Raw genomic sequence first — 22,387 nt, 5'->3', positions numbered from 1 at the left:
ATAAAACAGAGAAATTAACCGTTCAGGCGTTTCAGGAGTTCTGGTATCCAGATATCAGGAGCTACATCTCCTTTTTCAGCAATAATCTCATCAAAAATAGACAGGCCAGTTTCAGAGCCAGAAAGCACGGGCATAAACTCATCGAATCCAAACAAATCCATTTTGGCGAAAACAGAAGAGCCAGATTGCTTGATGAGCATGGTCCTTGAGTCCTTCGCCAGCTCTTTGAGTTTTTCAAACTCTTTTTCAGTAAGCCCAATTTCTTTATATCCTTCCCATTTTGCATCGGGATTGGGCAGGAGAATTTTCGTCGCGGTTTGTTGTACCAGCGCCGCAAAAATTGCGCAGTTTATGGCGTCTTCCGGGGACTGTGATGTTAACCACATCATTTCACCTTTCATGCGCCCCGCTTTCAGTGCGCTTTTAATCATGCTTTGCGTCATAGGAAAGTTTGCTGGCATCCAGAACTCTTCAATAATGGAGAGCATCAGATTGCCGCCACGTTGCATGATTTCTTTGTAGAAAAACAGGACCGCGAGTAAAGGTTCACAGGCAGGATGAATACCGTTTTTTGTGTCCAGGACAACGGTTGTATCAAATCCCACCTTTTTATGATGCAGTGGATTGAAGGTATTCCGGGGGGAATCCACCGCCCAGGCGTATTCGCCGTTGTCGCACCATTTGGCGAGACGCGTCTGAAGTTCAGGACTGACTATATCGAGAAGAAGGGCTGTCCGGCGTTCTTCGACAGGCATTCGCATAATGCTTTCCACGGCAGCGTTTAATTCAATGCCATGTTCATCAGAACAGGGGTTGCCCTGGTTGTCTCGTGCCAGAACCTGTGTCCAGCGTTTCAGAAATGCGAGAAGTCTGTGCCAGACGGGCGATTCCGGGCCTTCTGCCAGTTGCCACGGATTGCAGCCGGTATAGATACCTTCCTGCAATGTGAAATAGCTCCCTCCGTATGCGCGGACAAAAAGTTCGGTAGAACGGTTGTAATCCACAACAAACATTAAAGGGTCAAAGCGTTGAAGAAAGCCGCTGGCTGTTGCTTCAAATGTTGTTTTCCCTGTGCCTGTTGCGCCAAGAAACATTGCGTGTCCGGCAATTTTTTGTCCGGTAACATTTTTTTCCGGTGGGCTGTAATGTGTATTGAACCAGTAAACGCTGCCTGAATCCGTTTTTAAAGGCATTATGGCGGACCCATCACCAATAGGATTGCCTGATTTTTTCCCGGAGGAATAATTGTGAAAAGACATCAGACAGGCCAGGTTGGTTATTGTTCTTCGGGTATCCAGTGGACGCCTTTTATTCAGCGGCATATGACTGAAAAAAACAAAAGGTGATGCGAGTGAGGCGCGACTGAAGCGGAATCCATTACCCGAAGTAATAAACTCAGCAGAGAGCTTTATACCATTGCTTCTGGCCTGATCTGGTGTATCACCGAATACCGTTAATGCGCAGTGTAGTGAACCAAACAACGTAATTCCGGCTGCGACCGCTTCTTTACCAGCTTCGAGTTCTTCCTGTTGTGTTTTGGCTGCATCATTAGCTGATTGCAGTTTGTTTAATTGCGAATCAATGTTCTTCAGGGTTTTTGTGGGTGATTCAAAAATAAACGATTGAGTAAGAATAAATTCATAGGGTTGCTTGAGAAGGAAATCCCATTGTCCGGGGGTTGTTTCTATCGGGAAATCCTTCAAAATATAATTCGTTGCGAATTTTTTACTATCCGATTCGTTGTTACGCAGTTCAAGAACATCAGCACCAAAATACCATTCAGAATCACAAATACTGGATGATAAGGGGGTGGATGATAAAGGAATCATGTTATGTTCTGCATTTAGCAATAGTGATAGATAGTCTGCCACCTCACTGATATAAGTTTTGTGAACTGATAAAACAGAAGCGTTAAATGGCTGAAGTGCTTTTTGCGCCTGTTGTGTGATTTCATTCATGCGCTCGATTCCGGTATCAACATCATCGTAGGGAATCCCAAATGTCAGATACCATGTTGATTTATAGAATGCGCTGGATGTGAACAGAGCAAGGTATTTTTTTGAAAACCTGCTTAAAAAATCATTGTCAAAATTCCATTCTCCATCAATGGTTATTCTTTTTTTGATAAGATGAGTCCATAAATACAGGACGCCTTCCTTTCCTAACCCAATCAGGAAGTTTTTAACGCTGTTAAATAAATTTGTAAGAACATTATCGTTCTCTGTCTCAAATGGAATGCCTGCTACAACAAGTGAAGCCAGCATTTTCCTGTCAGAAGTAAAGATAATACTGTCTGTTACATGGAAGCGATAATCGGGATATTCACGAGCAACATCCATATTGTCACTGTTTTTTAATTTGACTTTGTGCATATATGTTACCTGACAGATGAATAACCAATAATTAAATCTCTGTGGCGGATTTTTAACAAAAGCCCCATAAGGTTTAAACGGATGACTCTTAGTGCGTTTGAGTCATTTTCACAGGCCAGTTTTACTATAAAAAGAAACAGCGCACATATAACAGGAATAATTATCCCTTTTATACCCCAAAGGAAAATAGCGGGGAAGCCTGTCAGAACAGCGAAAAAAGCCGTGAACAATAACAACATTAAGGGTATACCAGCAACTAACGCAGGACGGTTAAACCCGTTATAAGTCATGAATGACTCACTGACATGTTCATTTACTTTGTCCATAACTCACCATGAAAAAAGCCGCAACTCACACGTAAGGTAAATATGCGGCACAGTTGTATATATGAATTACTTATTTGAAGAGTTCCAGCGCCCAGTTCCCGGCGTAAAGTGCACCGCCAGCGAGGGCACAATAGACAAGCGCCATTCCTACATCAGACCAGCTTTTCTTCTCCATGAATGCCATGATGACGTTATAGATCAGGTAACACAAAGCACAAACACCACCAAAGCTAAATGCCCATGTCTTAATTTCTGTCATGGTATTTGTTGCGGTGTCGAGTCCACCTGCATAGGCAACGGAGGCGGTTAGTGACAGGAAAAACGCCAGGATAAAATACTGCAAAGTTGATTTGACTTTCATTAATTAAAATCTCCAAAAACATCCCAGTCCGGTGATGTTTTCTCTTCATCATTCGGGGGTTTTATTTCTGATTCATCAGTTTTTTCACGGATTGATGGCACGATATAGTTATTCGCGTTACGAATAACTCGCTCCAGATAAGAAGTGTTGTTAAATTTCTTTTCTTTAATAAATCCTGTTGATTCGTTACCCGAATAATACAAAGATAAAGCGCGGAGAATTTTTTGATTACTACTACCCTCCTTTTGTCTCAGATAATTGTCCGTCAGGACTGCCGCTCCTGCTTTTATATTTGTACACGGGTCAAAAACTGTTTTATTAGTCAGATTGAGTGATGGGAAATTTTTGCTGTATATCTGTGTCAGACCTGCACTAAACCTTTTATTTTCTGCTGTTAATTTTTCTGCATATTCAATAGCTCCTTTTTTATCTTTAAAATACTTACTTGTTCCGTCAGAAACATTCGCTATTACATATGGATTAGCCCCTGATTCAGTCATAATCAGGGCATTCATCGTATCGGGTGATACATCAGGGGCACACTGACTTATCAGTGCAGCCAGAACAGCCGCTGATAACTGCATAAGAGATTTATCTCCTGATATTAAATTCGTGAAGAACGTTTTTTCCTGCGGGGGCGACGAACGATACTGTCCAGCTCATTAGCGCCGGAAAGAAGTTCTTTCAGCGAGACAATTTTTTCCCTGACAGGTATAAGGGATTTTGCCCCCGGACATTGTTCAAAGTCTGATTTGTACAGGTCGTATAAAACAAGCGTATGTTTTACATCCTGTGACAGATAATTATGTTTATTCTGGATGTTATCTTGTTCGATATTTTTGATAACATCTGCTGAACGATGAATTAAATCTGTATAGATTCGGGTGTTTTTAAGAGGATTTATTTTTATATATTCAGAAGCAAGCTGAATAAGATTGCATCGTAAGATAAGGACTTCGCGAGTGGCAATATCAAGCTCGCTGACATCATCATTATCCTGCATGGGCATCTCCGGTAAAGATTTTCTGGACTGAAGTCCGCGCCGTAGCGATATATCCGGTCCACATAATGATGTGTCGGATATGCAGACTCCAGTTCAGAATCCCCTTGTCAGGGGATATTTAGTTAATGAGTACAATAGCCTCTTCTGGAATGGAGGAAGGAACGGGAACGCCCATATCATTCCCCTGATTATCGACAATCTTCCTATTTTTTACTCTTCCTAACATTGCTGAATGTTTTGTTTGCTGCTGCAAAGCAGACATCAGACCTTCTGTATCGGCAGACCAGATATAAACTCGCTTACCGTAAATAATATGATGAATATCATAAACGGGGGTTATGCCGATTTGCTCAGATGTTAACGTTCCTCCTGAATTACGTTTGTCTGGATATTTATAAAGATAGTCATTGATAACATTTGCGAAATGGATAAATTCAATTGCTTCCTGTTTTGCAGGAAGCAACTTCATTCGCTGTATGGTTTGGTTATTGTTATCTGTCAGATAGTAACTGCCTATTGACAGGAATATCAGGAGCAAGCTGAAGAACCAACCCATAGCGATTACTCCTGTTGTGTGTCTTTAATTGTGATTACGCATTGTGCAATATTCCTGAATGCGTATAACGGTTTATCTGCTGAAAGATAAAGCATCAGCGTATCTTTTAATGCAGATTCAAAGTTTCCCCGGAAAATAAGAGGAGCATCTATTCTGTAGTTCACAGGAGTATCCCATACAAGATTCCAGGTTGAATTACCACACGGCGAACTTGACGCCCATTCGGTGAGGCCATCCCGCAGCGTCGAACCTTTTTTAAGATTCCAGGTAAGTTTTTCTGTCTGTTTTTGCGGAACAGTGACAGGCGTTAGCGGTTTTTGAGGTAACTTGTCAGAGGAAACTGGTGTCCTGACAGGAGATGCAGGGGTTTTGTCAGGAGATACAGGTGCTTTTTGTGATGTTTTCCCTTTCTGTTGTTGAAAATCAATCAGAAGATGTCTTTTTTCGGTGTTCTTAATTACTGTCAGACCGTAGTTGCGAAGCATTTTATCCAGGACATAAGGCCATTGATCGTTGCCCTGCCAGGATATCGTGCGACGGAAGGTTTTCGTTACCTCCGGGGATATTTCAGCCGTCCAGTCCGATGGGACAATTTCTTTTAATGCTTTTTGCAGCGAGCCTTTACCATCATGGCGAACAAAGTAAATTTGCTTTTCAGGTGTTGATGGGCCTGTAAGCGTGGTGGCCGGAACAGCGTTGTTAGCGTTTTTTTTCAGAAAACCGCTTTTTGACATTAGCGGTGGTTGTTCAGGACGCGGTTTTGTCTGCTGATCAGTCTTTTGTGCCGTTTGTGCCTGATGGTTGTTGCTACTGATTGGCTTTGCGGGAGAGAGTGCTGGTTGTTCAGAATGCTGTTTAGTTGCTCCTTTGGCTGCTGTTTTTATCTCACCAGATGGGGTTATGCTGTTTGTTGTCGGCTTCAGAAAACTATTATTGCTGCCCTGGTTTTTTGGCGCTGTCGCTGATTGCTCAGAACGTGGTTTTACGGTTTCTGCAATACGAGGCGCGGGAGTTACGTTTATGGCTTCCTTTTTGAGATAATTATCATTGCTGTATTGAACAGTGCTGTTTGGCTGTGACACGGGCTGCTGAAGGATCACCCCGTTATAGTATGTGTCTGCTCTTACCTGCTCAATTGTGGTATTCAGTTCATACCAACCTCCTTTTGCCTGTGCGGGTTCAGGGGCATGGGAACACGCATTCAGCAATAATGTGGTGGGAATAATAATGAGCTTTTTCATGGTTAACCCCAGGAACGTCCGAACTTACTCATGATTTTTGAGATCGCCGCAGGGTCTGCGGTCGTGCATTGATTAAGAAACGCTTTTCGGGCATCAAAGGTTTTGCTCCAGCGAATAGATCCCTTTTTCTTTTTTATGATATTAAAGAAGTCCTTTTCGGCGCTTTTGCATTCGCTCCCGCCGCCGCTACCGATAGCTTTACCGTACAGACAAAGAACGGAAGCACATGGATCAGACGCATATACGGGGGCAGTGAGTGCGATAGCACTTGCGGCAACCATCGATAAAATGATGGATTTCATGGTGTTCCTCCATATTTCAGGCAAAAGAAAACCCGCACGAGGCGGGTTACTTGACAGGTTTAAAATATCAGCGGGTATCTGCCATGTGATAGACGTCGCTGCCTTCTCTTTTTCCCACAGAAATCACAAGCAAAACGACCTTCTCATCAATTACCTGATAAACGAGCCTGTAACCGGATGCGCGAAGCTTAATTTTGTAACGGTCAGTATGACCATGTAGCTTGGCTGCGGGGACGCGTGGATTTATCAGGCGTTCTGACAGTTTCTTTTTGAATTGCTCACGAACAGTGTGACCGAGTTTTTGCCATTCCTTCAGTGCTCTGTGGTCAAATGCCAGTTCATAAATCATCCAGGTTAACCCTTACAATGTCTGGATTTTTCATTCTTTCATCAGCAATTGCGTTGAGTTCAGCGTCTTCAGCGAGTTCCCGGTAGTAGGCATAAAGTTCTGGTGGGACACAGTAGAACGCTGGTTCATTTCGGTTCAGGATTGCGACGGCATCCCCTTCTCCTTCGGCTACAGTTCCCATAGGATTTTTTTTCAGGTCAGTAATACTGGCTGCTGTCGTAGTCAGAATTTGGTAGCTCATAAGTCCTCCATTTGTATCATGGAGATTGTAGCACCTTAAAAAGACTTTTAAAGGTGCTTTTGATTGCGGGGAACGACAAAAATGATCCGGGGTTGGGAATCAACGCACGTGTGGCGTAATGATGACAATCCGGTTCTCACTTTGGCTATCAGCATTAACTCCAGTAAAACCACTCACGATAAGGGGCTGGTCCGGTTTGAGTAAAATATTCTGCTTGACAGTCAGTTTCCGTATCGGGTCAGTGGTTGTGAGTAGCAGGTGGAAATTTCCACGCTCAATCTCCGGTGCTATCCGCATTGTGAAGCCAGCAGTCCGATCTTTTTCAGCCAGTGTAGTGTCACCGGATATTGCCTGACGGGGGATCAGTTCCGTGGCAGGTTCCCAGCTTCCGGCAGATGTTGTTTGTGATTCAACGCACGGGGTACTCTGCATTATTTTGCGGATTGTTTCGGAGGATATCGCCTGACCGTCATCAAAGAATGCACTACGGAAAATCACGTTCTGATTTTTGGCAAACAAGCCTGGATGCCGCTCGCTCAGACTTTCGTATATATTCATACCATTCAAACAAACAGGAGAACTGTCCGGCAGGTCTGTTCGCACGGTATCAATTTTCAACGTTATCTGGTGGTCATTTGAGGTTAACGGTGACTCAGGTACTGGTTGTGTTTTGCTATCCGCGCAGCCTGACAGTAATGCGGTGGCGGCAACCATCGATAAAATGATGGATTTCATGGTGTTCCTCCATATTTCAGACAAAAGAAAACCCGCACGAGGCGGGTATGAATGAGCCATTAAAGGCGGAATTGCACTCTTTGTTTAGTTTTGATATCTATCCTGTTGCATCATCAGAACAGAATACTGGAGTTAAGTTGGCTATGGCGCGGTTTTATTTAAATGTTCCGTTTGAAGAAAAGGATTTGGCTAAACAAAAAGGGGCGCAATGGGACCAAGAGCAACGGAAATGGTTTGTTCCACAGGGAAAAAATCCAATTTATTTTATTCGGTGGATAAAAGAATTAAATGAACATGATTACAATGTTTTTTCGCAACGTTTTTATATTGCGGAAAGTCACCAGTCTTGTTGGCGTTGTAAGAAAACAACTCCTGTGTTTGGTATTTTTTTACCTCGTTGGTATAAGTATAGAGACGTTATTTGGGGAGTTGATCCTGCCGAATGGGAAGATTGTATATTAGATGAATGGTATGAAACATCCTCCCCTAAGGGTATGGAGTATTTTGATTCAAAGAATAATATGATTTATCGGTGGTTAACCAGTAGAGTATGGTGGACTGATTTAACGAAAATTGAAATAATTTCAACCTCTGCTCTCTCAAGGATTAATGAGTATTCAAAATTATATTATCCATCCCATAGCAAAACAGCAAAAATGAACTATTACGCGAATCATTGTTGTCATTGTAACGCAATGCAAGGTGATTTTATGATGTTTAATGAGCCAGGGGGCGTGTTCTTCCCTGTAACATATGAACAGGCGGAGAAAATAAGATTCCATGAAGTCAATGAAACAATATTTGCCAAAGCAAGTTATAGTTTAATACCCGAAGCCGGAGGTTTCATAGATCTTTAAGCAAGATAAAACCCGCACGAGGCGGGTATTCTTTTAAATAGAATCACCTTGCTATAGGGAAGGTGATTCTATTGTAAACGTTCCATTAGATCCCGCACTGTCTTCTTGTACTCTTCTTTTTGTGCGTTGTTCTAATGCAGCACGAACATTAGAACTATTTATCAACTGGTCACTGCGTACAGCCAAAAAAAGCCCGCTTTGCGAGCTGTTTTTAATGAAGGATTATTGCATCATATTTTTAAATGCTTTACCCGATTGCTCTTTTTGAATGGCTTCACGCGCATTTTCGCAGTTTTGACCAGACATATCCCCTTTGCTGCATTTTTCGACAACATCTTGGGCTTGTTCAAGATGTTCAGCGTAGTAACTGACATCATAAACTTTGTCTTCACAAGCAGCTAAAAGGAAGCATGACAAGATAGTTAAAGTGCTTATGAATTTTTTCATTCGAACACCTATTGCATCATTAATTTAAACTTTTCTCGACTAACAGCCTCTTGTCTTGCATTTTCAGACGCGATTAGCTGTCTCTCTGCAATATCATATTGCTTCAATTGTAGCTCCATTGTCAATTTTTCTGTATTCAATTGGTTAGATAAGTCAGCTTTTTTTTGCGGAGTATCTGCTGACGCGAACTCCTTCTGTAACGTGGTTAATCTCTTAGCCCTTTCCTGCATTTCATTGTTGAAATTTTCATAGAATTTGATCTTAGCCAGGATTGCATCATATTTTTGTTGCGTCTCTGCAATGTTGCTTGATAAGTCATATTGCGATCGCAAAGAGCTAAGATCTGATTTTGCACTATTTGTTATTGTTGATAGAGAATCCTTCATATAGCTGGATGCGCTATCAAAGCCATTGCTGAAATCAGTGAAGCCTTCGAGTCTTTTCTTCTGTTCTTCAGCGTATCTTATGGTCTGTTCATATTGTTGCTTGAGTTGCTCAAGCTGTCTTGCCGCTTCAGCGGCACGATTTAGCCCTTCTTCAACTGTTTTAGCTATCGCTGTAACGTCTACTACTGGAATACCAGATGCAAAGATTGATGGTGATGTTACGGTAATTATTCCAGCAAAGAGAAATGATAATACTTTATCTTTCATGTTAATCACCCCGCTTTAAGTTTACTTCCACGGTTTAATCCCTGAACTAATGCTGATGCAGAACGACTTCCTGCATTAAAGATTGGATTTGGCATTTTGCTGGCAAATCCATTAGTGAAAGATCGGAGTCCTGATGCTCGCATAAAACCAGATGCAACCTTACCTCCAAAGCCATTAGCGGCTGATGTAAGGCCATTTATACCTACCCCACCTGTTAATGTAGAACAGAGTGTGCCAACTTGTTCTATAAGGAATATGGAAATAATCGTAATAAGGAAAAAGTAAACTACAATAGATAGTTTTATATCTCCATTAACAGGGACAACTGATTCAACGAAACTAATTAAGAAACTAAATGATATGCTATAGAATAAATTTAACAGTATATAGTTGAGACAACTGCCGACCCATGCAGTAAACATATTTCTGGTCGATGAAAATAGAGCGAAACAAATGAATAAAATGCCAGCGGAAAGAAGAATTCCAACCATGAAAGTTGATAGTGTCAAGAAAACAGTAGTGTAATAGATGAGAAGCATTCCGCCGATATAGCCAATCCCCCATACTAGATAAACCCCCATTTTCTCAGCAATTTGGAACTTTCCATAAATACTCATACTTGTATCAAGGAAGTTGTTTAAATTCGTAGATAGAGCGTTCCACAAATTATCAACACTGGTTGCAGTTCCTGAACCTCCAGTAACAGCAGCAGAAAGGTCGGAGCCAGCGTGCATTACAAAAGGAATAACAAACTGGCTGTAATAAGGCGCTGAATAAGTGAATGCACCAACCAGGGCGAATGCACCGATATTCTTAGTCACCTCGCTCATCAGGACGTCACGTTGGGCATACGTGATTTCATATATTAGATAAATAACGTATAAGGCTATAGCAGCAAAGAATGTAGGAGATATTGCCTGTGCGACCTTAGCGGCGTTCGTCGCCGCTGTGGATTCAACAATGGTTGTTACTTTCTCAAGAAATTCTGAAACAATATTCATAGCTTAGTCCTTCTGGCAGATGAAGAGTTCACCAGAGGCACTAATATTTGGCTTCAGCTTAATTACCAGGTCTGTGCCGAAAAAAATTGCTTCTCCAATTTTTTGGAAATTTAATGTGGATTCTTCTTTATTGTAACTATAAACGTTGTGGGTCGCTGTCGATGTTTTGGTTTTGCGTGGTGTAAACGCTTTTTTAATGATGTAATCGAGAGCGTGGCTATTATGAGATGGTAAAGTGATTAAATCGTCGTTTTTTTTCATAATGTAGTTCTGATTTTTGAGGTTGAAGATAATTGTCGGTCAATGCTTTTGATTTTTTTTCGTATCTCAATTGGATTCGCCTCAGATAAGTTAGCAATGGATAAAGCCAGTTCGATTTGTAAAATTTTCCTTGTTTCGATGAGATTGATTTTTACTTGTGGTATATCACGGAAGACACCACAGCCGGTAATTGCTTTTGAAACGACACGTTCTGTATTCGCTATGTTTTTCTTTACTGTTCGAGGGGGGACATAACGTGCACGGCGAAGTTTTCTCAGATTAGCTTTTGCTTGAGTCATATTTGTATGCCCTGAATAAATAAATGCTTTCTTCAAAGCCTGAATAAGCATAAACCAGGATTATGGTGGCTAAAGGCAAAGAAAAGGTGAAATGAATAACGGCATTCAGAACTGAACCGGTTAATGTATATAAGACAAACGGTGCTGAAAGTATGAAAGTACCCAGCAGGAAAGAAAAAACATTGCACGCCATTTTTAATAAAAATATTTTTATTAGGTGATGTTTTTTTCTGTACATTTCATCGTATCCTTCAGGGGGCTGTCACCCTCTCACGTTGTTGCTTTCATCAACAAGTGCCTCAATAAGTTTATTAATACACGCCCGTTCTGCCGGAACCTCCCGGCCTGTAATCGGGTCAAAAACGACATGATCGCTTTCAACGTAACGTAAACGGTGATAGACATCTATACGGAGTTTTGTTTTAGCAGCTTCACGTTCAACTCGAGTTAACTCTTCTTTTTCTCGTTTGCTGCTGAAAAACAGAAACCAGATCATTGCTATGATAATTACTAAAAAAGGGATAACGGTGCCTAAAATAATTACTAAAAAAGGGACAACGGTGCCTAAAATGCTTACCATTTCTGCCATGCCATCCAGAATAGATTGAATCTTTCCTGTGGCTGTGGTGGTTGTTACTGGTTCAGCAAAATCAGAAACAGTGTCTGATAAAAATGTAAATAAACGGGCAGATAAACCAAATAGCACGCCAAAAACGAGAACTTTTATTATCGAACCGTATACATTTAATAGACTGTATTCTTCCTCTTTAGGCGATTCAAAGTTTTTTGCCCTTTGTGTCTGCTCTTGTTTAGAACCAGAAACACCTCCGATGAATAAGCCAATACCACCAGTACCTAAACCAATACCCCCACCAGTACCATTCCATTTACCTGTTGTTGTTTCTTTAGCTACAATAGCTGCAAGAGAAATTCCTTCATTTGCGTTTCGCATAGAATTTTCCTCATACTATTCCTGTGACACTTAACACCATCAATAAAATATGTAATGCAGTAATTTTTTTTAGCGTTTTTTTATAGACTTCAATAAAATCCTTATCCAGAAGTCTGATAATAAAAATACATAGTGCATTCATCGCTGCTCCTGTAAGCGGAATTAACAACGAAAGATGCATGATTTATTCCTTGTTTTCACTCTTGTCTTCGATGGTCATTACTTTAAGAGTTATTCCTTGCATGTCTGTAACAATAACTCTTGTTCCCGCAGGGTAGTTTTCATTGTGTAACGTCTCAACAGGCCAGAATGTATCACCAATAAGTAATTGCCCCTTGCCGTTCACAATATCGTCACTGAGAGTAAATTCTTTTCCTTTAAAACGTGAATGCCCTGTGTTCACCAGGAGAGTATCTAATTTCTTATGTTTTTTGTCATAGAGGAACTTAATTATCGACGCCAGTATGCTGATTGATGCAAAGAAGCATATATTGGCTTCTTGTGATATCGGAAGAAAAAAGCCCACAATGGCGCTTGATAATGCACCAAGACTGATTAAGAGTAACCATCCTGTTCCGGTTATAATTTCAAGTGCAATACACAGAAGAAACAGTGTAAACCATAACATGGCTAATCTCCATGATAAAAGGGAGAAATTGAATAAAGAAGATGAAGGTAGTTATAAACGCCAAATGCATAAATTAGCAGAAAGAAGCCAAAGAATATGCCATTAAAACTCCATATTAACAGGGGCAGCAGAGCCATCGCTATCATCACCCCTCCGAAGTTCAGCCATAATGGAAATATTGATGCGATGTGGTTTAGTATTTTTTCTCCTTTGTTCTCATCTTTTGTAATAAAAAGAAGAAAGCTCCATGCCCCCATAGGGATTATATGTAAAATAAGAAGGATGAACCCATAAGTTTTCATTTAAATGATTTGCTCATTCGTGAATATGAATATGAGGACGGTGATTAAAACAATATTGTCACCGTCCGCTATCTGTTTTAAGACAAATATTGTTGAGCCTGTTTCATATCAACTTTGGGAGTATCCTGTGATACGTTTTTTAGCAGTTCACTGATACCTGCAACCGAACTCACCAGGCTACTTGAATCAAGCGGCATCATCACCAGTTTACTGTTTGATGCTGTGCCAATTGCCTGGAGTGCTTCAGTGTATTTTTGCGCAATAAAGTAATTAACAGACTGAACGTCACCTTCAGCGATTGCATCCGACACCAGTTTTGTTGCGCGAGCTTCCGCTTCTGCCTGACGTTCGCGTGCTTCAGACTGAAGAAACGCTGATTGCCGTTCCCCTTCCGCTTTCAGTATTTGAGACTGTTTTTCCCCTTCTGCCTTCAGAATTTCTGACTGGCGGATACCTTCCGCTTCAAGAATCCGGGCACGCTTAGTTCGTTCCGCTTTCATTTGCGCGTTCATCGCTTCAGTCAGTTCTTTTGGTGGTTTAACATCCCGAATTTCAATACGTGTGACCTTAATTCCCCACGGGTCAGTCGCATAATCGACAACCGTTAACAGTTTAGAATTGATGCTGTCACGTTGAGAAAGCATATCGTCGAGATTCATTCCACCAACGACAGTTCGGATATTGGTCATAACAAGATTTGAAATAGCTGATGCAAGATTATCGACTTCATAAGCTGCCTTCGCTGCATCAATGACCTGGACAAAACAAACAGCATCGATAGTTACGTTTGCATTGTCTTTCGAAATAACTTCCTGTTTAGGAATATCCAGGACGGTTTCCATCATGTTGATCCGTTGACCTATGCGGTCCATAAACGGGATCAGGAAGTGAAGACCGGGGGAAAGCGTATGGGTATATTTACCAAAGCGTTCCACTGTCCAGGCATTACCTTGTGGCACGATTTTGACGGCAGATTTAACGAATATCAGCGCGACTAAAATTAATAAGAGTAACGGAATAGATGTAACTATTGGCGTAATTATAGCGTCAATCATGATTAATCCTCTCCCCATTCATCACAATATGCTTCAACCGGAGTTTTTCCTGCTTCATAATCAGCACGCCATGCTTCCGCATCGGCGGCATTTCCACCGCGTAACTCTGCGTAATCCATTAATAGCTCGTGCCATTCTTCAAATGTTACGGTTTGTTTAGTGGAACCAAAATCAGCCATATGTATTTCCTGCATTTTGTGGAGGTATCTCTTTGCAAATGAAATCTGAAATATGAACATCAACAGAAAAACACTTTCCTGCTTCTTTTTCTTTTGAGAAGTTTTTTCTGCATTCTTCAGCGGTCATAGGGAAGTCGCTGTAATGAGTCCATTTCACGGGGCCACCACCTGGTTTTTTGATGGTTGCGTTTATTTGGTACTTAGGCATTCAAAAATACCTCCACTCGATCACCTGTCTTTCTTGAACACATCCAGCGGCGCAGTTCTGTAAAACTATCCTGGATCTCACAACGGGTACTTTTCATTGTGACAGTTGGTATATTGTCGTAGCTGGCATATGCAATCTCTTTTTTGGGTGTGCGCAATATGCCTTTGTCAATATCAAGAATCCTGAACGCGCTAATTCTTCTTTTGTGCTCGTTAAATAGTGTTCGTTTAGTTGCTGTTATCTGCTTCTGTGCTTCCTGGTAAATGTAGGTAAGCACATCATAAGATTGTTGCTGTGTAATAAGGAAATTACGGCTAACATCCGTTGTTGTGAGCGTTTTATTATTTCTTAATCCCCAATAAGCCACGATGATATAGAGTGGATATCCTTTCAAATCTGCCACACATTCAGGAATGACAGGATTAATTTTTGTCTTACGCGCCATATTTTCTCCCGGTTGTTTGTCTGAAATAGAAACATCCCCGGAGTACAGCGTCATAAGCTAATTATGAAAAGTTGCAGCCACTCACTACAGGCTCTTTATCTGATTGTTCATCATCATGCATAGCTAAACCCCCTTACCTGGAGTGGAGACTGGCAAATCTGGTGTACTTCTGCGTTGCAGCCTGTACGACTTGCTCAGGGAGAGAGTGAGTGAGATTAACTCAACGCGAGTTCACCAAATAAGGGGGTTTAAGTATGCAGAATGATATTTGCGGATAAAGAGTCGTTACCTGTGTAGATGGCGCGGCACGTCACTCTGTTACGTAGCCCGTTGCTGACAGATGCCAGCGGTGCTTGAAATGCACGAATAATAACCTCCTTATGCCAGGGCTTTAGGCAATGACCGCTGTCCGGGGTTGTTAAAGAGCATGAGATGACAAGCGTTCTAACGGGCGTCAAAGAGTGCTCATTTTCCAGGCAATGAGCACAAAAAACGCGATGAACGAGCTTTTTACAATCATCTGGATAGTATTGTGTGTGCGACATTTAAAACCTGTCAATGCCGCAAGAGCGATCTAATGATCTAGATAACACCTAAAAAACAGAATAATATTCTGTTTGTTAAATGATGTACGATCTAAAAATCTAGATAATACTGTTTGTGTGGTTTATTCGATCGTGTGAGTGGGTGTATGCAGTCAAAAAAACTTTTTTGAATATACAAAATTCTGAATTTCTGATTTTGTAAGGTTTTGTATGGGGAACGTCAGTAAAGAAGGGGCTTCAGTAGCAGTTCTGAAAACGATTTTGAAGCTGTCAGAGATGTGTGCTGAATCAAAAAGGAAACGAGCCAGGCTTGAACATCGTTGATCGATTGCGCCCATGCTGCTAAATTTGCAGGCAAGTTTTCCGCGATTTGTAAATGCAGAAAACGAGGTGCTGAAATTTTGTTCAAGAACGTAAATTTCAGATAAAGAAAACCCCCGTAATCTCGTCTTTTCCAGGGAGCGCAGATTAGCGGGGGTTGACCTCAAGGCCGAGCCTTGAGCTGATAACATTTTATTTCAGGTAATCGCTTACTACCTGAAGTGGAGTTTAATTCCATGAGAAGGAAATATCAACTCTTACAGTGCAAGCTAAGTGCAGCTTGCTGTGATTAGCAAACGTCACTGGTCTGAACTATCACCGGAAGAGCAGATCCGTTTCTGGCAGGACTATGAAGCGGGTATTGAAAGCTCATTCCTGGTCCCCCAGGAAAACAAAGGCGGAACAACAAAACGTCGCCGGGGTGAACATTCCACTAAGCCAAAGTGTGAGAATCCAGCCTGGTTCCGTCCCGACAACTATAAGGCGCTGGGCGGACAGTTGGGCCACGCTTACAATCGTCTCGTTAAAAAAGACCCGGTCACTGGTCAGAACACACTCAGAATGCACATGTCGTTGCATCCATTTTATGTACTGAAACGTCAGAGTGTCGGTCGCAAATATAAATTCCGACCGGAGAAACAGCGGCTGCTTGACGCAATATGGGTTGTACTTGTGAGTTTTTGTGATCGTGGATTGCACACTGTCGGCATGTCTGTCTCCCGCCTGGCAGAAGAAATAAGCCCAAAAGACAGTAAGGGAGACGTTATTCCTGAAACCGCAGTCACAGTATCGCGCCTTTCCCGTCTGCTGGCAGAGCAGGTTTCCTTTGGCACGTTGGGAACGTCAGAAAAGACGATATGGGACCGTGAATCCCGCCAGCGACTGCCGAAATACGTCTGGATCACCGAAACTGGCTGGAAAATGCTGGGAGTTGATCTGGTGAAACTTCAGGAACAGCAACGTAAACGCCTTGCAGAAAGTGAAATCCGCCTGCAACTGATTAAAGAAGGCGTTATCCGCGAGGGCGAAGAAATCTCTGTTCACTCGGCTCGTAAACGCTGGTATGCGCAGCGTTCTCTCGATGCCATCAAGTCCCGACGTAAGAAAGCAGCGGAGCGCAAACGTGCTAATCGCCTGGCAAAACTGCCGTATGATGAACAGCGAAACGAAATTGCGCGGTTTATTCTGAAGCGTATGCCGCCGGACGAAGCGTACTGGTGCACTAAAGAAAGATTAGAGCAACTGGTAGCCAGAGATCTACGTCAGCTTGAACTGGCTCTGACTGCTTCGCCACCCCACTAGTTTAGCTGCCTGATACAATCGGCACTCTCTTCAGCCCCTTCGGGGCTTTTCGTGTTGCCTGCATTTCATGAAATTCCTCATATTTGACGACCGTTTTTCATTTTGTACCGCTCTGACAGTTTTTTGATGGCCGCAATCGGGTATCGGAGTAAAAACGCCTTCGGTTATCCACAAAAACCCGCAAAGGAATAACTTCAGAAAGCAGCAAACATAGAACATCAAACCCGCAATATATTCTTAACCCCTGTTCTTTAATCCCCTGCGTTACTTCGCCGCAGGGAAAATATTTATCTTTGAAACAACTGTGGATAATCACAAAAATGCCTTCGCTTGCAGCGGCTACCGCCGCGCCGCTCAGAATATAAAAGTACCTCCCACCGCTTCGCGGCGGGCATATGGACTTCTGCCTAATGAAAAACAAAGCCCCTCCAACCCTCCTACAAAAAAACGCTGCAAATACTCAGCCACAGCGCCCAACCCATCACTGAAAAGCGCCGCCGCCCCCGCCCAAAGGGCGGGAACAACATCGCTTTCAATAATGGATGTTGTAACTAAGAAATTACATGGCTGTCAGTCTTCTGGCTGGAAGTATCGAGTACACGCTCGTAAGCGGCCCTGACGGCCCGCTAACGCGGAGATACGCCCCGACTGCGGGTAAACCCTTGTCGGGACCACTCCGACCGCGCACAAAAGCTATTTCATGGCTGAAAGCGGGTATGGCTTAGCAGGATGGGGATGGGTAAGGTGAAACCTATCAATCAGTACCGGCTTACGCCGGGCTTCGGCGGTTTAGCTCTGTGCCATATAAAACAACAGAGTGCCGCCTTACATGCCGCTGGCGCGGCATCAAAAAGAAAGCCCCCCAATAACGGGGGAAATAGCGTTTTGATCAAAATGATAATGCTAGTGTGCTTCTTGCGTGCCATCTTAACTTCCAAAGGGTACTCCCGCCGACATAAGGCGGGAGGGGAATTTGGACGGGCTTGAAAAGCCCGAAAGGTGATCAGCCACGCTGATGTTGAATGTATTGCTTCACAACTTCCAGCGGCGCACCTCCGCAGGAGCCAGCAAAGTATGACCTCGACCAGAGCACGGCTTTTCCGTATGCCCCCCGCAAATCAAGAAATTCGTTTCGCAGACGGCGGGATGTCACTGCTTTCAGTGAGTTAACCAGTACCGAAAGTTGCACTGTTGGTGGGTATTCGATCAGCATGTGGACATGATCGACGTCTCCGTTACTTTCTTTAAGTTCTGCCCCAAAATCACGGCAGACTTCTGCTGCATACTGATGGAATGCTGCACAGTGTAACTCTCCCAGTATCTTTCGACGGTATTTTGTTACAAAGACAAGATGAACATGCAAAAGGAAGGCAGCATGTCTTGAACGATTGATTTTATATTTTTGCATTGAGGTTGGCCGTAAAAGCAGTAATATTGTAAGCAAATCTACTACACACTGAATGATGATGCTAATCCTGAAAGCCTACAAATTCAGACTGGAACCAACGCATGAGCAGTCGCAGCGTTTGCGGCAGTTATGTGGTTGCGCCCGTTTTGTCTGGAATTTAGGTCTTGCGGAGACAAAGCGCATACTTGGCTCAGGCGAAAAGCTACCTTCGGCTTTCGAGTTGAACCGGATGATTACGGTGTGGAAAAAAATGCCGGAATACATCTTCTTACAGGATGCTTATACCGACAATCTGCAACAAAAGCTGAAAGACCTGCATACCGCATGGAAACGTTGTTTTGATAAAAAGCTCGCAGCTAAGGCTCCGGTATGGAAACGAAAAAATGAGGGCAGAGACTCAATCCGTTTTGTGAACTTTGAGAAATATTGCTGCCTTGAAAATCGCAGAGTGAAGCTACCGTCAGGTCTTGGGTGGGTAAAATTCCGGCAATCTCAACGTGTGAACGGTAAAATCAAAAATGCGACAATCAGTCAGTTAGCGGGACAGTGGTATATCTCGTTTCAGGTTGAAATTGAAACGGCAGAACCAAATCACACAAGCACAACGATAGTCGGGCTGGATGCTGGCGTGGCTAAACTTGCCACGCTGTCAGATGGCACAGTCTTTGAGACTGTAAACAGTTTTCAGAAAAACCAGAAGAAGCTGGCGAGACTCCAGCGTCAGTTAAGCCGCAAGGTCAAATTCAGCAACAACTGGCAGAAGCAGAAACGCAAAATACAGCAACTGCATTCCCGTATTGCAAATATCCGCAGGGACTACCTTCACAAAGTCACAACGACCGTCAGCAAAAACCACGCAATGATAGTCATTGAGGATTTGAAGGTCAGCAACATGTCAAAGTCAGCAGCGGGTACGGTCAGCCAGCCGGGGCGCAATGTCCGGGCAAAATCAGGTTTAAACCGTTCGATACTGGATCAGGGCTGGTATGAAATGCGCCGCCAGCTTGAGTACAAGCAGCTCTGGCGTGGCGGTCAGGTGCTTGCTGTTCCGCCAGCGTACACTAGCCAGCGTTGCGCGTGCTGTGGTCATACTGCGAAAGAAAATCGCCTGTCACAAAGTAAATTTGTGTGTCAGGTATGTGGATATACAGCGAACGCCGATGTAAACGGCGCTCGTAACATTTTAGCGGCGGGGCACGCCGTGCTTGCCTGTGGAGGGATGGTGCAGTCAGGCCGCCCGTTGAAGCAGGAACCAGAGGCTGAGCAATCAGCCGTCACCCACTAATGGGAATCCCCCTCCTGAGTCACGAAGTGCGAAGGTGGGGGAGGATGTCAATCCAGGCACAAACTAAATTTAACGTTTCGTTAATTACAAAGAAATCCGATGAGTTAATCACTTGCGGAATAAAAATCATATAGTAAATTACTATATGATTTTGCGTTGTTTCGGAGAATTAAAAAATGCCTTTGATTGAATACATCAACAAGTTCTATCGGGGGAATCAGGCATCGTTCGCCAGGCTGACCGGAGTTCAACCTGCGCAGGTAACACAGTGGATCAACAAAGGATTCATCGTGGTGAATCACACACTGTATAGTCCACGCCGAAAGCTGGGAATTTAATTCCTGGTCAATATTTGACATCCTCCACGCCCTGAAGGACGGGGATATAAGGCGCACTGTATCTTGTTGTCTGGCAGAAAGAAGAAAGCCCCGTAGTTAAGTTTTCATTAACCCACGAGGCGATCCCAATGCTTCAACAACACCAGGATAGACTTTTACTGCCCTTTACGCAATACCATGTATTATTCAAGTTTCTGGTCGATATATAATGTTGTTGGCGCTTGAGGCTTTCTGCCTCATGGCGAAAAGGTGGTTTGTATCTTGTTGTGCGGCAGAAAGAAGAAAGCCCCGTAGTTAATATTTCATTAACCCACGAGGCGATCCCAATGCTTGAACAACATCAGGATAGCCTCTTACCGCGCGTTACGCAAGGAGAAGAAGGCCATGAAACAGCCGAAAAACGCCCTGACCTGGTGTTTATTAATCGTGTGCTGCACATTGTTAATATTCACGTATCTGACCCGGAATCGTTTGTGCGAGGTCCGGCTGAAAGATGGAAACAGGGAGGTTACGGCAAGTCTGGCTTACGAATCCAACGGTAAGTAGCAACCCGGAGGCGGGCGAAAGCCCGCCTTTTTGGGGATGATGTGGTTCTGGCATTAAGCGCCTTTACAAAGGGGGTATTCTGTACGGATACCCCCTTTTTCCATGTATTTTCAGGATATTAACTGGTGAATATGGTATAATTAGTCAATATGACAGCAATTATTGAGGCGAGTATGCAGCCAAAAAAAACACCCGTGATTGTGGTCAAAAAACGCCGCGTTCTGGTCATGCCAGAAAATCCTGTGGTGAATGAAAAGCCGCAGGAAGTACAAAAATCAGCAGTTAATGAAAACAAGAAAGTACAGAAGAAAGATGCTGTAGCAGAGAAAACACGTAAAAAGCAGCCTCAGCCCTGGTATTTGAAAAAACAAATCACTTTTCCCCCAAAATATCCGAAAGAATATTTTGAAAAGTGTTTCAATAAAGTTCGTGCTGTTTTTCCTGAACTATGGACAGACGAAAAAAAGAACTTGCCCCTGAAAAGCGGGATTCTCCAGGATGTTGAGAAATACCTGGCGGATAACCCGGATGTGGATCTGACGATTGAAGAGTGGAATTGTGCGGTTCAGGTGATGACGTTCCGGTGGCAATATCTTCAGAATTGTACTGTACCAGGCGCAACACGTTACGACCTTTACGGGAAACCTGCTGGTACAGTAAAAAAAGCACACGCAACTTATGCGCAACTGGTTCTCGATGCCCGTAAGAAAGCCAGCGAGAAGAAACAATTAAAACGTAAGGGATAAAGCCCCGAAGGGCTTTATCATTTCAGCCTGGCTGACTGTAGAATCCAGTGATTTTTTCCGTTTTCGTCCAGGCCGTGTTCGTAAGCTGCAAGAGCCGCTTTCATTATTGCTGTTTTTGTCTGGCCTGTTCGCAGTGCTTCCCGTTCCAGAATATCTTCGTAAACGTCCCCAAGCCGGACATTGGTCACTTTAGTTGCTCCCGATTTTTTGCGGGTAGCTTCATTGATGAATCGGGCTGTGTCTGCATTGGTTTGTTCTGTTTTTTGTCCTGGTATTACCGGAGTTTTCAAGTCAAGAGCCATTATATCACCTTTCGTGTGTTACATTAGCTTTACTGTGTAAAGCTAATGATGTAAAGCTGTCGTATTACATCCATTAGGGATTGATGCCTAACTCTTGCGCCAAAAGCTCTATTTGTGCTTTAGCTGTAGAAAGGCTGGATGCGCGACGTACATCATGAACGCCAGCGCCTTCATTACAGGCCGCTTCAAAAATATCTAAATCTGAAATACGTGTACGAAGTGGCTGTATCCACACCGGGTTCTCCCGGAGTAACTTGTCGAGATCAATCGCTGCTTTTCTGTGGCGTGGTTTTGTCGTGTTAATTCTCGTGAAAAGTACCCAGGGTTGCAGGTCTGGATTGATCTGTTGAGCTGTGCGAACTTTTTCTGTTACATGAGTCAGCGTTTCTGCTTCGAAATCTGAAGACGGCTTAACGAGAGTAAGCAGAGTGTCAGCTACAGTTAAGGCGCTGCGAAATTCCTTGCTGTCATGCCCTGGACAGTCAATGATCAGCACTTCACATATTTTTTTCAGGCGCTTAATGACTTCTGATACATCGCCATACTCTTCATAAACAGGAACCGGTAATAAGCCATTTTGCTTTCTTTTTTCGTTCCAGCTAAGAATATCATTGTTTTTATCGGTCTTCAGAATGATGACCGTTCGTGAATTATTTACCAGATAAGAAGCCAGGTTTGTTGCTGTGGTGCTTTTTCCTACACCGCCTTTATCTGATGCGACAAGTAATGCTCTCCCCATAGAAACCTCGGATATACAGTGTAAAGGTTTATTTGTCTTTACATTGTATTCATTATAGTTACGTTGTAAAGATGTTTCTGTA

The 22,387-nt window shown here is 43.0% G+C and carries 31 protein-coding genes and 1 pseudogene; 6 read left to right on the top strand and 26 right to left on the bottom strand.

The genetic code is table 11. The annotated features are described in order from the left end of the window. Positions 1-14: 14 nt before the first annotated feature. The 11 genes from C3451_RS19885 to C3451_RS19835 all read right to left on the bottom strand — a co-directional run bounded on the left by C3451_RS19885 (position 15) and on the right by C3451_RS19835 (position 7,486). Positions 15-2,372 carry a VirB4 family type IV secretion system protein gene (locus C3451_RS19885; protein ID WP_124304387.1) on the bottom strand — a complete coding sequence of 786 codons (2,358 nt, stop codon included), beginning with the start codon at positions 2,370-2,372 and terminating at the stop codon, positions 15-17. A 5-nt stretch (positions 2,373-2,377) separates the two neighbouring features. Further along, entirely contained in the window at positions 2,378-2,698 is a 321-nt protein-coding gene (locus C3451_RS19880) for a VirB3 family type IV secretion system protein (protein WP_000362081.1), read from the bottom strand. A 70-nt stretch (positions 2,699-2,768) separates the two neighbouring features. Then, positions 2,769-3,059, bottom strand: coding sequence for a conjugal transfer protein (locus C3451_RS24370; protein ID WP_063268638.1), 291 nt, complete (start codon positions 3,057-3,059; stop codon positions 2,769-2,771). Continuing rightward, positions 3,059-3,643, bottom strand: coding sequence for a lytic transglycosylase domain-containing protein (locus tag C3451_RS19870; protein ID WP_063268637.1), 585 nt, complete (start codon positions 3,641-3,643; stop codon positions 3,059-3,061). Before C3451_RS19870 ends, C3451_RS24370 begins: the two co-directional genes overlap by 1 nt. Before the next feature lie 20 nt (positions 3,644-3,663). Then, positions 3,664-4,062, bottom strand: a complete 399-nt coding sequence (locus C3451_RS19865) for a hypothetical protein (RefSeq protein WP_062897951.1) — start codon at positions 4,060-4,062, stop codon at positions 3,664-3,666. A gap of 118 nt (positions 4,063-4,180) precedes the next feature. Next, the gene (gene pilM / locus C3451_RS19860; protein WP_063268636.1) at positions 4,181-4,618 is read right to left on the bottom strand and encodes a type IV pilus biogenesis protein PilM; all 438 of its coding nucleotides are present in this window, start codon (positions 4,616-4,618) and stop codon (positions 4,181-4,183) included. A gap of 5 nt (positions 4,619-4,623) precedes the next feature. Then, positions 4,624-5,859: a TcpQ domain-containing protein gene (locus tag C3451_RS19855; protein ID WP_063278137.1), complete on the bottom strand. Its 1,236-nt coding sequence runs from the start codon at positions 5,857-5,859 to the stop codon at positions 4,624-4,626. A 2-nt stretch (positions 5,860-5,861) separates the two neighbouring features. Next, on the bottom strand, positions 5,862-6,161 hold the full coding sequence (locus C3451_RS19850) for a TrbM/KikA/MpfK family conjugal transfer protein (RefSeq protein ID WP_000835764.1): 300 nt from the start codon (positions 6,159-6,161) through the stop codon (positions 5,862-5,864). A gap of 67 nt (positions 6,162-6,228) precedes the next feature. Then, entirely contained in the window at positions 6,229-6,510 is a 282-nt protein-coding gene (locus C3451_RS19845) for a type II toxin-antitoxin system RelE/ParE family toxin (protein WP_000638823.1), read from the bottom strand. Next, a complete protein-coding gene (locus C3451_RS19840) occupies positions 6,500-6,751 on the bottom strand; it encodes a hypothetical protein (protein ID WP_000121741.1) in 252 nt (83 codons plus the stop codon). The genes C3451_RS19845 and C3451_RS19840 overlap by 11 nt, the downstream gene beginning before the upstream one ends. Positions 6,752-6,850: 99 nt before the next feature. Further along, positions 6,851-7,486 (bottom strand): hypothetical protein, encoded by a 636-nt coding sequence (locus C3451_RS19835; RefSeq protein ID WP_015059536.1) that lies wholly within the window; start codon positions 7,484-7,486, stop codon positions 6,851-6,853. A 47-nt stretch (positions 7,487-7,533) separates the two neighbouring features. On the opposite strand from C3451_RS19835, the gene C3451_RS19830 reads away from it, so the two are divergent. After that, the gene (locus tag C3451_RS19830; RefSeq protein WP_172690835.1) at positions 7,534-8,343 is read left to right on the top strand and encodes a DUF5710 domain-containing protein; all 810 of its coding nucleotides are present in this window, start codon (positions 7,534-7,536) and stop codon (positions 8,341-8,343) included. A gap of 222 nt (positions 8,344-8,565) precedes the next feature. Here the strand turns inward: C3451_RS19830 and C3451_RS19825 are convergent, their stop codons facing one another. The 12 genes from C3451_RS19825 to C3451_RS19770 form a co-directional block, all read right to left on the bottom strand. Continuing rightward, positions 8,566-8,790: an EexN family lipoprotein gene (locus tag C3451_RS19825; protein ID WP_000713561.1), complete on the bottom strand. Its 225-nt coding sequence runs from the start codon at positions 8,788-8,790 to the stop codon at positions 8,566-8,568. A gap of 8 nt (positions 8,791-8,798) precedes the next feature. Then, positions 8,799-9,443, bottom strand: a complete 645-nt coding sequence (locus C3451_RS19820; RefSeq protein ID WP_001310442.1) for a type IV secretion system protein — start codon at positions 9,441-9,443, stop codon at positions 8,799-8,801. A 5-nt stretch (positions 9,444-9,448) separates the two neighbouring features. After that, the gene (locus C3451_RS19815; protein ID WP_001028541.1) at positions 9,449-10,444 is read right to left on the bottom strand and encodes a type IV secretion system protein; all 996 of its coding nucleotides are present in this window, start codon (positions 10,442-10,444) and stop codon (positions 9,449-9,451) included. A 3-nt stretch (positions 10,445-10,447) separates the two neighbouring features. Continuing rightward, positions 10,448-10,705: a hypothetical protein gene (locus C3451_RS19810; RefSeq protein WP_000739144.1), complete on the bottom strand. Its 258-nt coding sequence runs from the start codon at positions 10,703-10,705 to the stop codon at positions 10,448-10,450. Next, positions 10,702-11,004 carry a hypothetical protein gene (locus C3451_RS19805; protein WP_001485001.1) on the bottom strand — a complete coding sequence of 101 codons (303 nt, stop codon included), beginning with the start codon at positions 11,002-11,004 and terminating at the stop codon, positions 10,702-10,704. Before C3451_RS19805 ends, C3451_RS19810 begins: the two co-directional genes overlap by 4 nt. Positions 11,005-11,266: 262 nt before the next feature. After that, entirely contained in the window at positions 11,267-11,956 is a 690-nt protein-coding gene (locus C3451_RS19795; RefSeq protein ID WP_123873527.1) for a hypothetical protein, read from the bottom strand. Positions 11,957-11,966: 10 nt separating this feature from the next. Then, positions 11,967-12,137, bottom strand: a complete 171-nt coding sequence (locus C3451_RS24365) for a hypothetical protein (protein WP_000550721.1) — start codon at positions 12,135-12,137, stop codon at positions 11,967-11,969. Between the two features lie 3 nt (positions 12,138-12,140). After that, positions 12,141-12,584: an NfeD family protein gene (locus C3451_RS19790; protein ID WP_000964333.1), complete on the bottom strand. Its 444-nt coding sequence runs from the start codon at positions 12,582-12,584 to the stop codon at positions 12,141-12,143. A 379-nt stretch (positions 12,585-12,963) separates the two neighbouring features. Further along, complete coding sequence (locus tag C3451_RS19780) at positions 12,964-13,917, bottom strand: SPFH domain-containing protein (protein ID WP_072089442.1); 954 nt, start codon at positions 13,915-13,917, stop codon at positions 12,964-12,966. A gap of 26 nt (positions 13,918-13,943) precedes the next feature. After that, positions 13,944-14,120: a hypothetical protein gene (locus tag C3451_RS24360; RefSeq protein ID WP_000753049.1), complete on the bottom strand. Its 177-nt coding sequence runs from the start codon at positions 14,118-14,120 to the stop codon at positions 13,944-13,946. Next, positions 14,113-14,328 (bottom strand): DUF1187 family protein, encoded by a 216-nt coding sequence (locus C3451_RS19775; RefSeq protein WP_001127357.1) that lies wholly within the window; start codon positions 14,326-14,328, stop codon positions 14,113-14,115. The genes C3451_RS24360 and C3451_RS19775 overlap by 8 nt, the downstream gene beginning before the upstream one ends. Next, entirely contained in the window at positions 14,321-14,827 is a 507-nt protein-coding gene (locus C3451_RS19770) for a CaiF/GrlA family transcriptional regulator (protein ID WP_094171793.1), read from the bottom strand. The genes C3451_RS19775 and C3451_RS19770 overlap by 8 nt, the downstream gene beginning before the upstream one ends. Positions 14,828-15,912: 1,085 nt before the next feature. Between C3451_RS19770 and repA the strand changes: the two genes are divergently transcribed. Then, positions 15,913-16,941 (top strand): plasmid replication initiator RepA, encoded by a 1,029-nt coding sequence (gene repA, locus C3451_RS19765; RefSeq protein WP_001175209.1) that lies wholly within the window; start codon positions 15,913-15,915, stop codon positions 16,939-16,941. A gap of 1,003 nt (positions 16,942-17,944) precedes the next feature. Here repA and tnpA read toward each other — a convergent pair. Further along, positions 17,945-18,349: an IS200/IS605 family transposase gene (gene tnpA / locus C3451_RS19745; RefSeq protein WP_001175008.1), complete on the bottom strand. Its 405-nt coding sequence runs from the start codon at positions 18,347-18,349 to the stop codon at positions 17,945-17,947. A 58-nt stretch (positions 18,350-18,407) separates the two neighbouring features. Between tnpA and C3451_RS19740 the strand changes: the two genes are divergently transcribed. The 4 genes and pseudogenes from C3451_RS19740 (at position 18,408) to C3451_RS19725 (ending at position 21,264) form a co-directional block, all read left to right on the top strand. Further along, positions 18,408-19,634: an RNA-guided endonuclease TnpB family protein gene (locus tag C3451_RS19740; protein ID WP_164548922.1), complete on the top strand. Its 1,227-nt coding sequence runs from the start codon at positions 18,408-18,410 to the stop codon at positions 19,632-19,634. Positions 19,635-20,298: 664 nt separating this feature from the next. Further along, positions 20,299-20,451 (top strand): annotated as a pseudogene (locus C3451_RS24625) (DUF5431 family protein); the annotation flags it as partial. After that, positions 20,396-20,518, top strand: coding sequence for a Hok/Gef family protein (locus C3451_RS19730; RefSeq protein WP_223202818.1), 123 nt, complete (start codon positions 20,396-20,398; stop codon positions 20,516-20,518). The pseudogene C3451_RS24625 and the gene C3451_RS19730, both read left to right, overlap by 56 nt. Before the next feature lie 149 nt (positions 20,519-20,667). Further along, a complete protein-coding gene (locus C3451_RS19725) occupies positions 20,668-21,264 on the top strand; it encodes a ProQ/FINO family protein (protein ID WP_000125165.1) in 597 nt (198 codons plus the stop codon). A 17-nt stretch (positions 21,265-21,281) separates the two neighbouring features. On the opposite strand, the gene C3451_RS24355 is transcribed toward C3451_RS19725, so the two are convergent. After that, positions 21,282-21,566 carry a hypothetical protein gene (locus C3451_RS24355; protein WP_001162371.1) on the bottom strand — a complete coding sequence of 95 codons (285 nt, stop codon included), beginning with the start codon at positions 21,564-21,566 and terminating at the stop codon, positions 21,282-21,284. 73 nt (positions 21,567-21,639) lie between these two features. After that, on the bottom strand, positions 21,640-22,305 hold the full coding sequence (locus tag C3451_RS19715) for a division plane positioning ATPase MipZ (RefSeq protein ID WP_000532149.1): 666 nt from the start codon (positions 22,303-22,305) through the stop codon (positions 21,640-21,642). Positions 22,306-22,387 lie beyond the last annotated feature (82 nt).

It is taken from the genome of Enterobacter sp. 301B, assembly GCF_003850715.1.
GTDB classification, from domain to species: Bacteria; Pseudomonadota; Gammaproteobacteria; order Enterobacterales; family Enterobacteriaceae; genus Enterobacter; species Enterobacter intestinihominis.
Note: the sequence above shows the minus strand (reverse complement) of the source record. Positions and strands in the feature narration are given on the sequence as shown.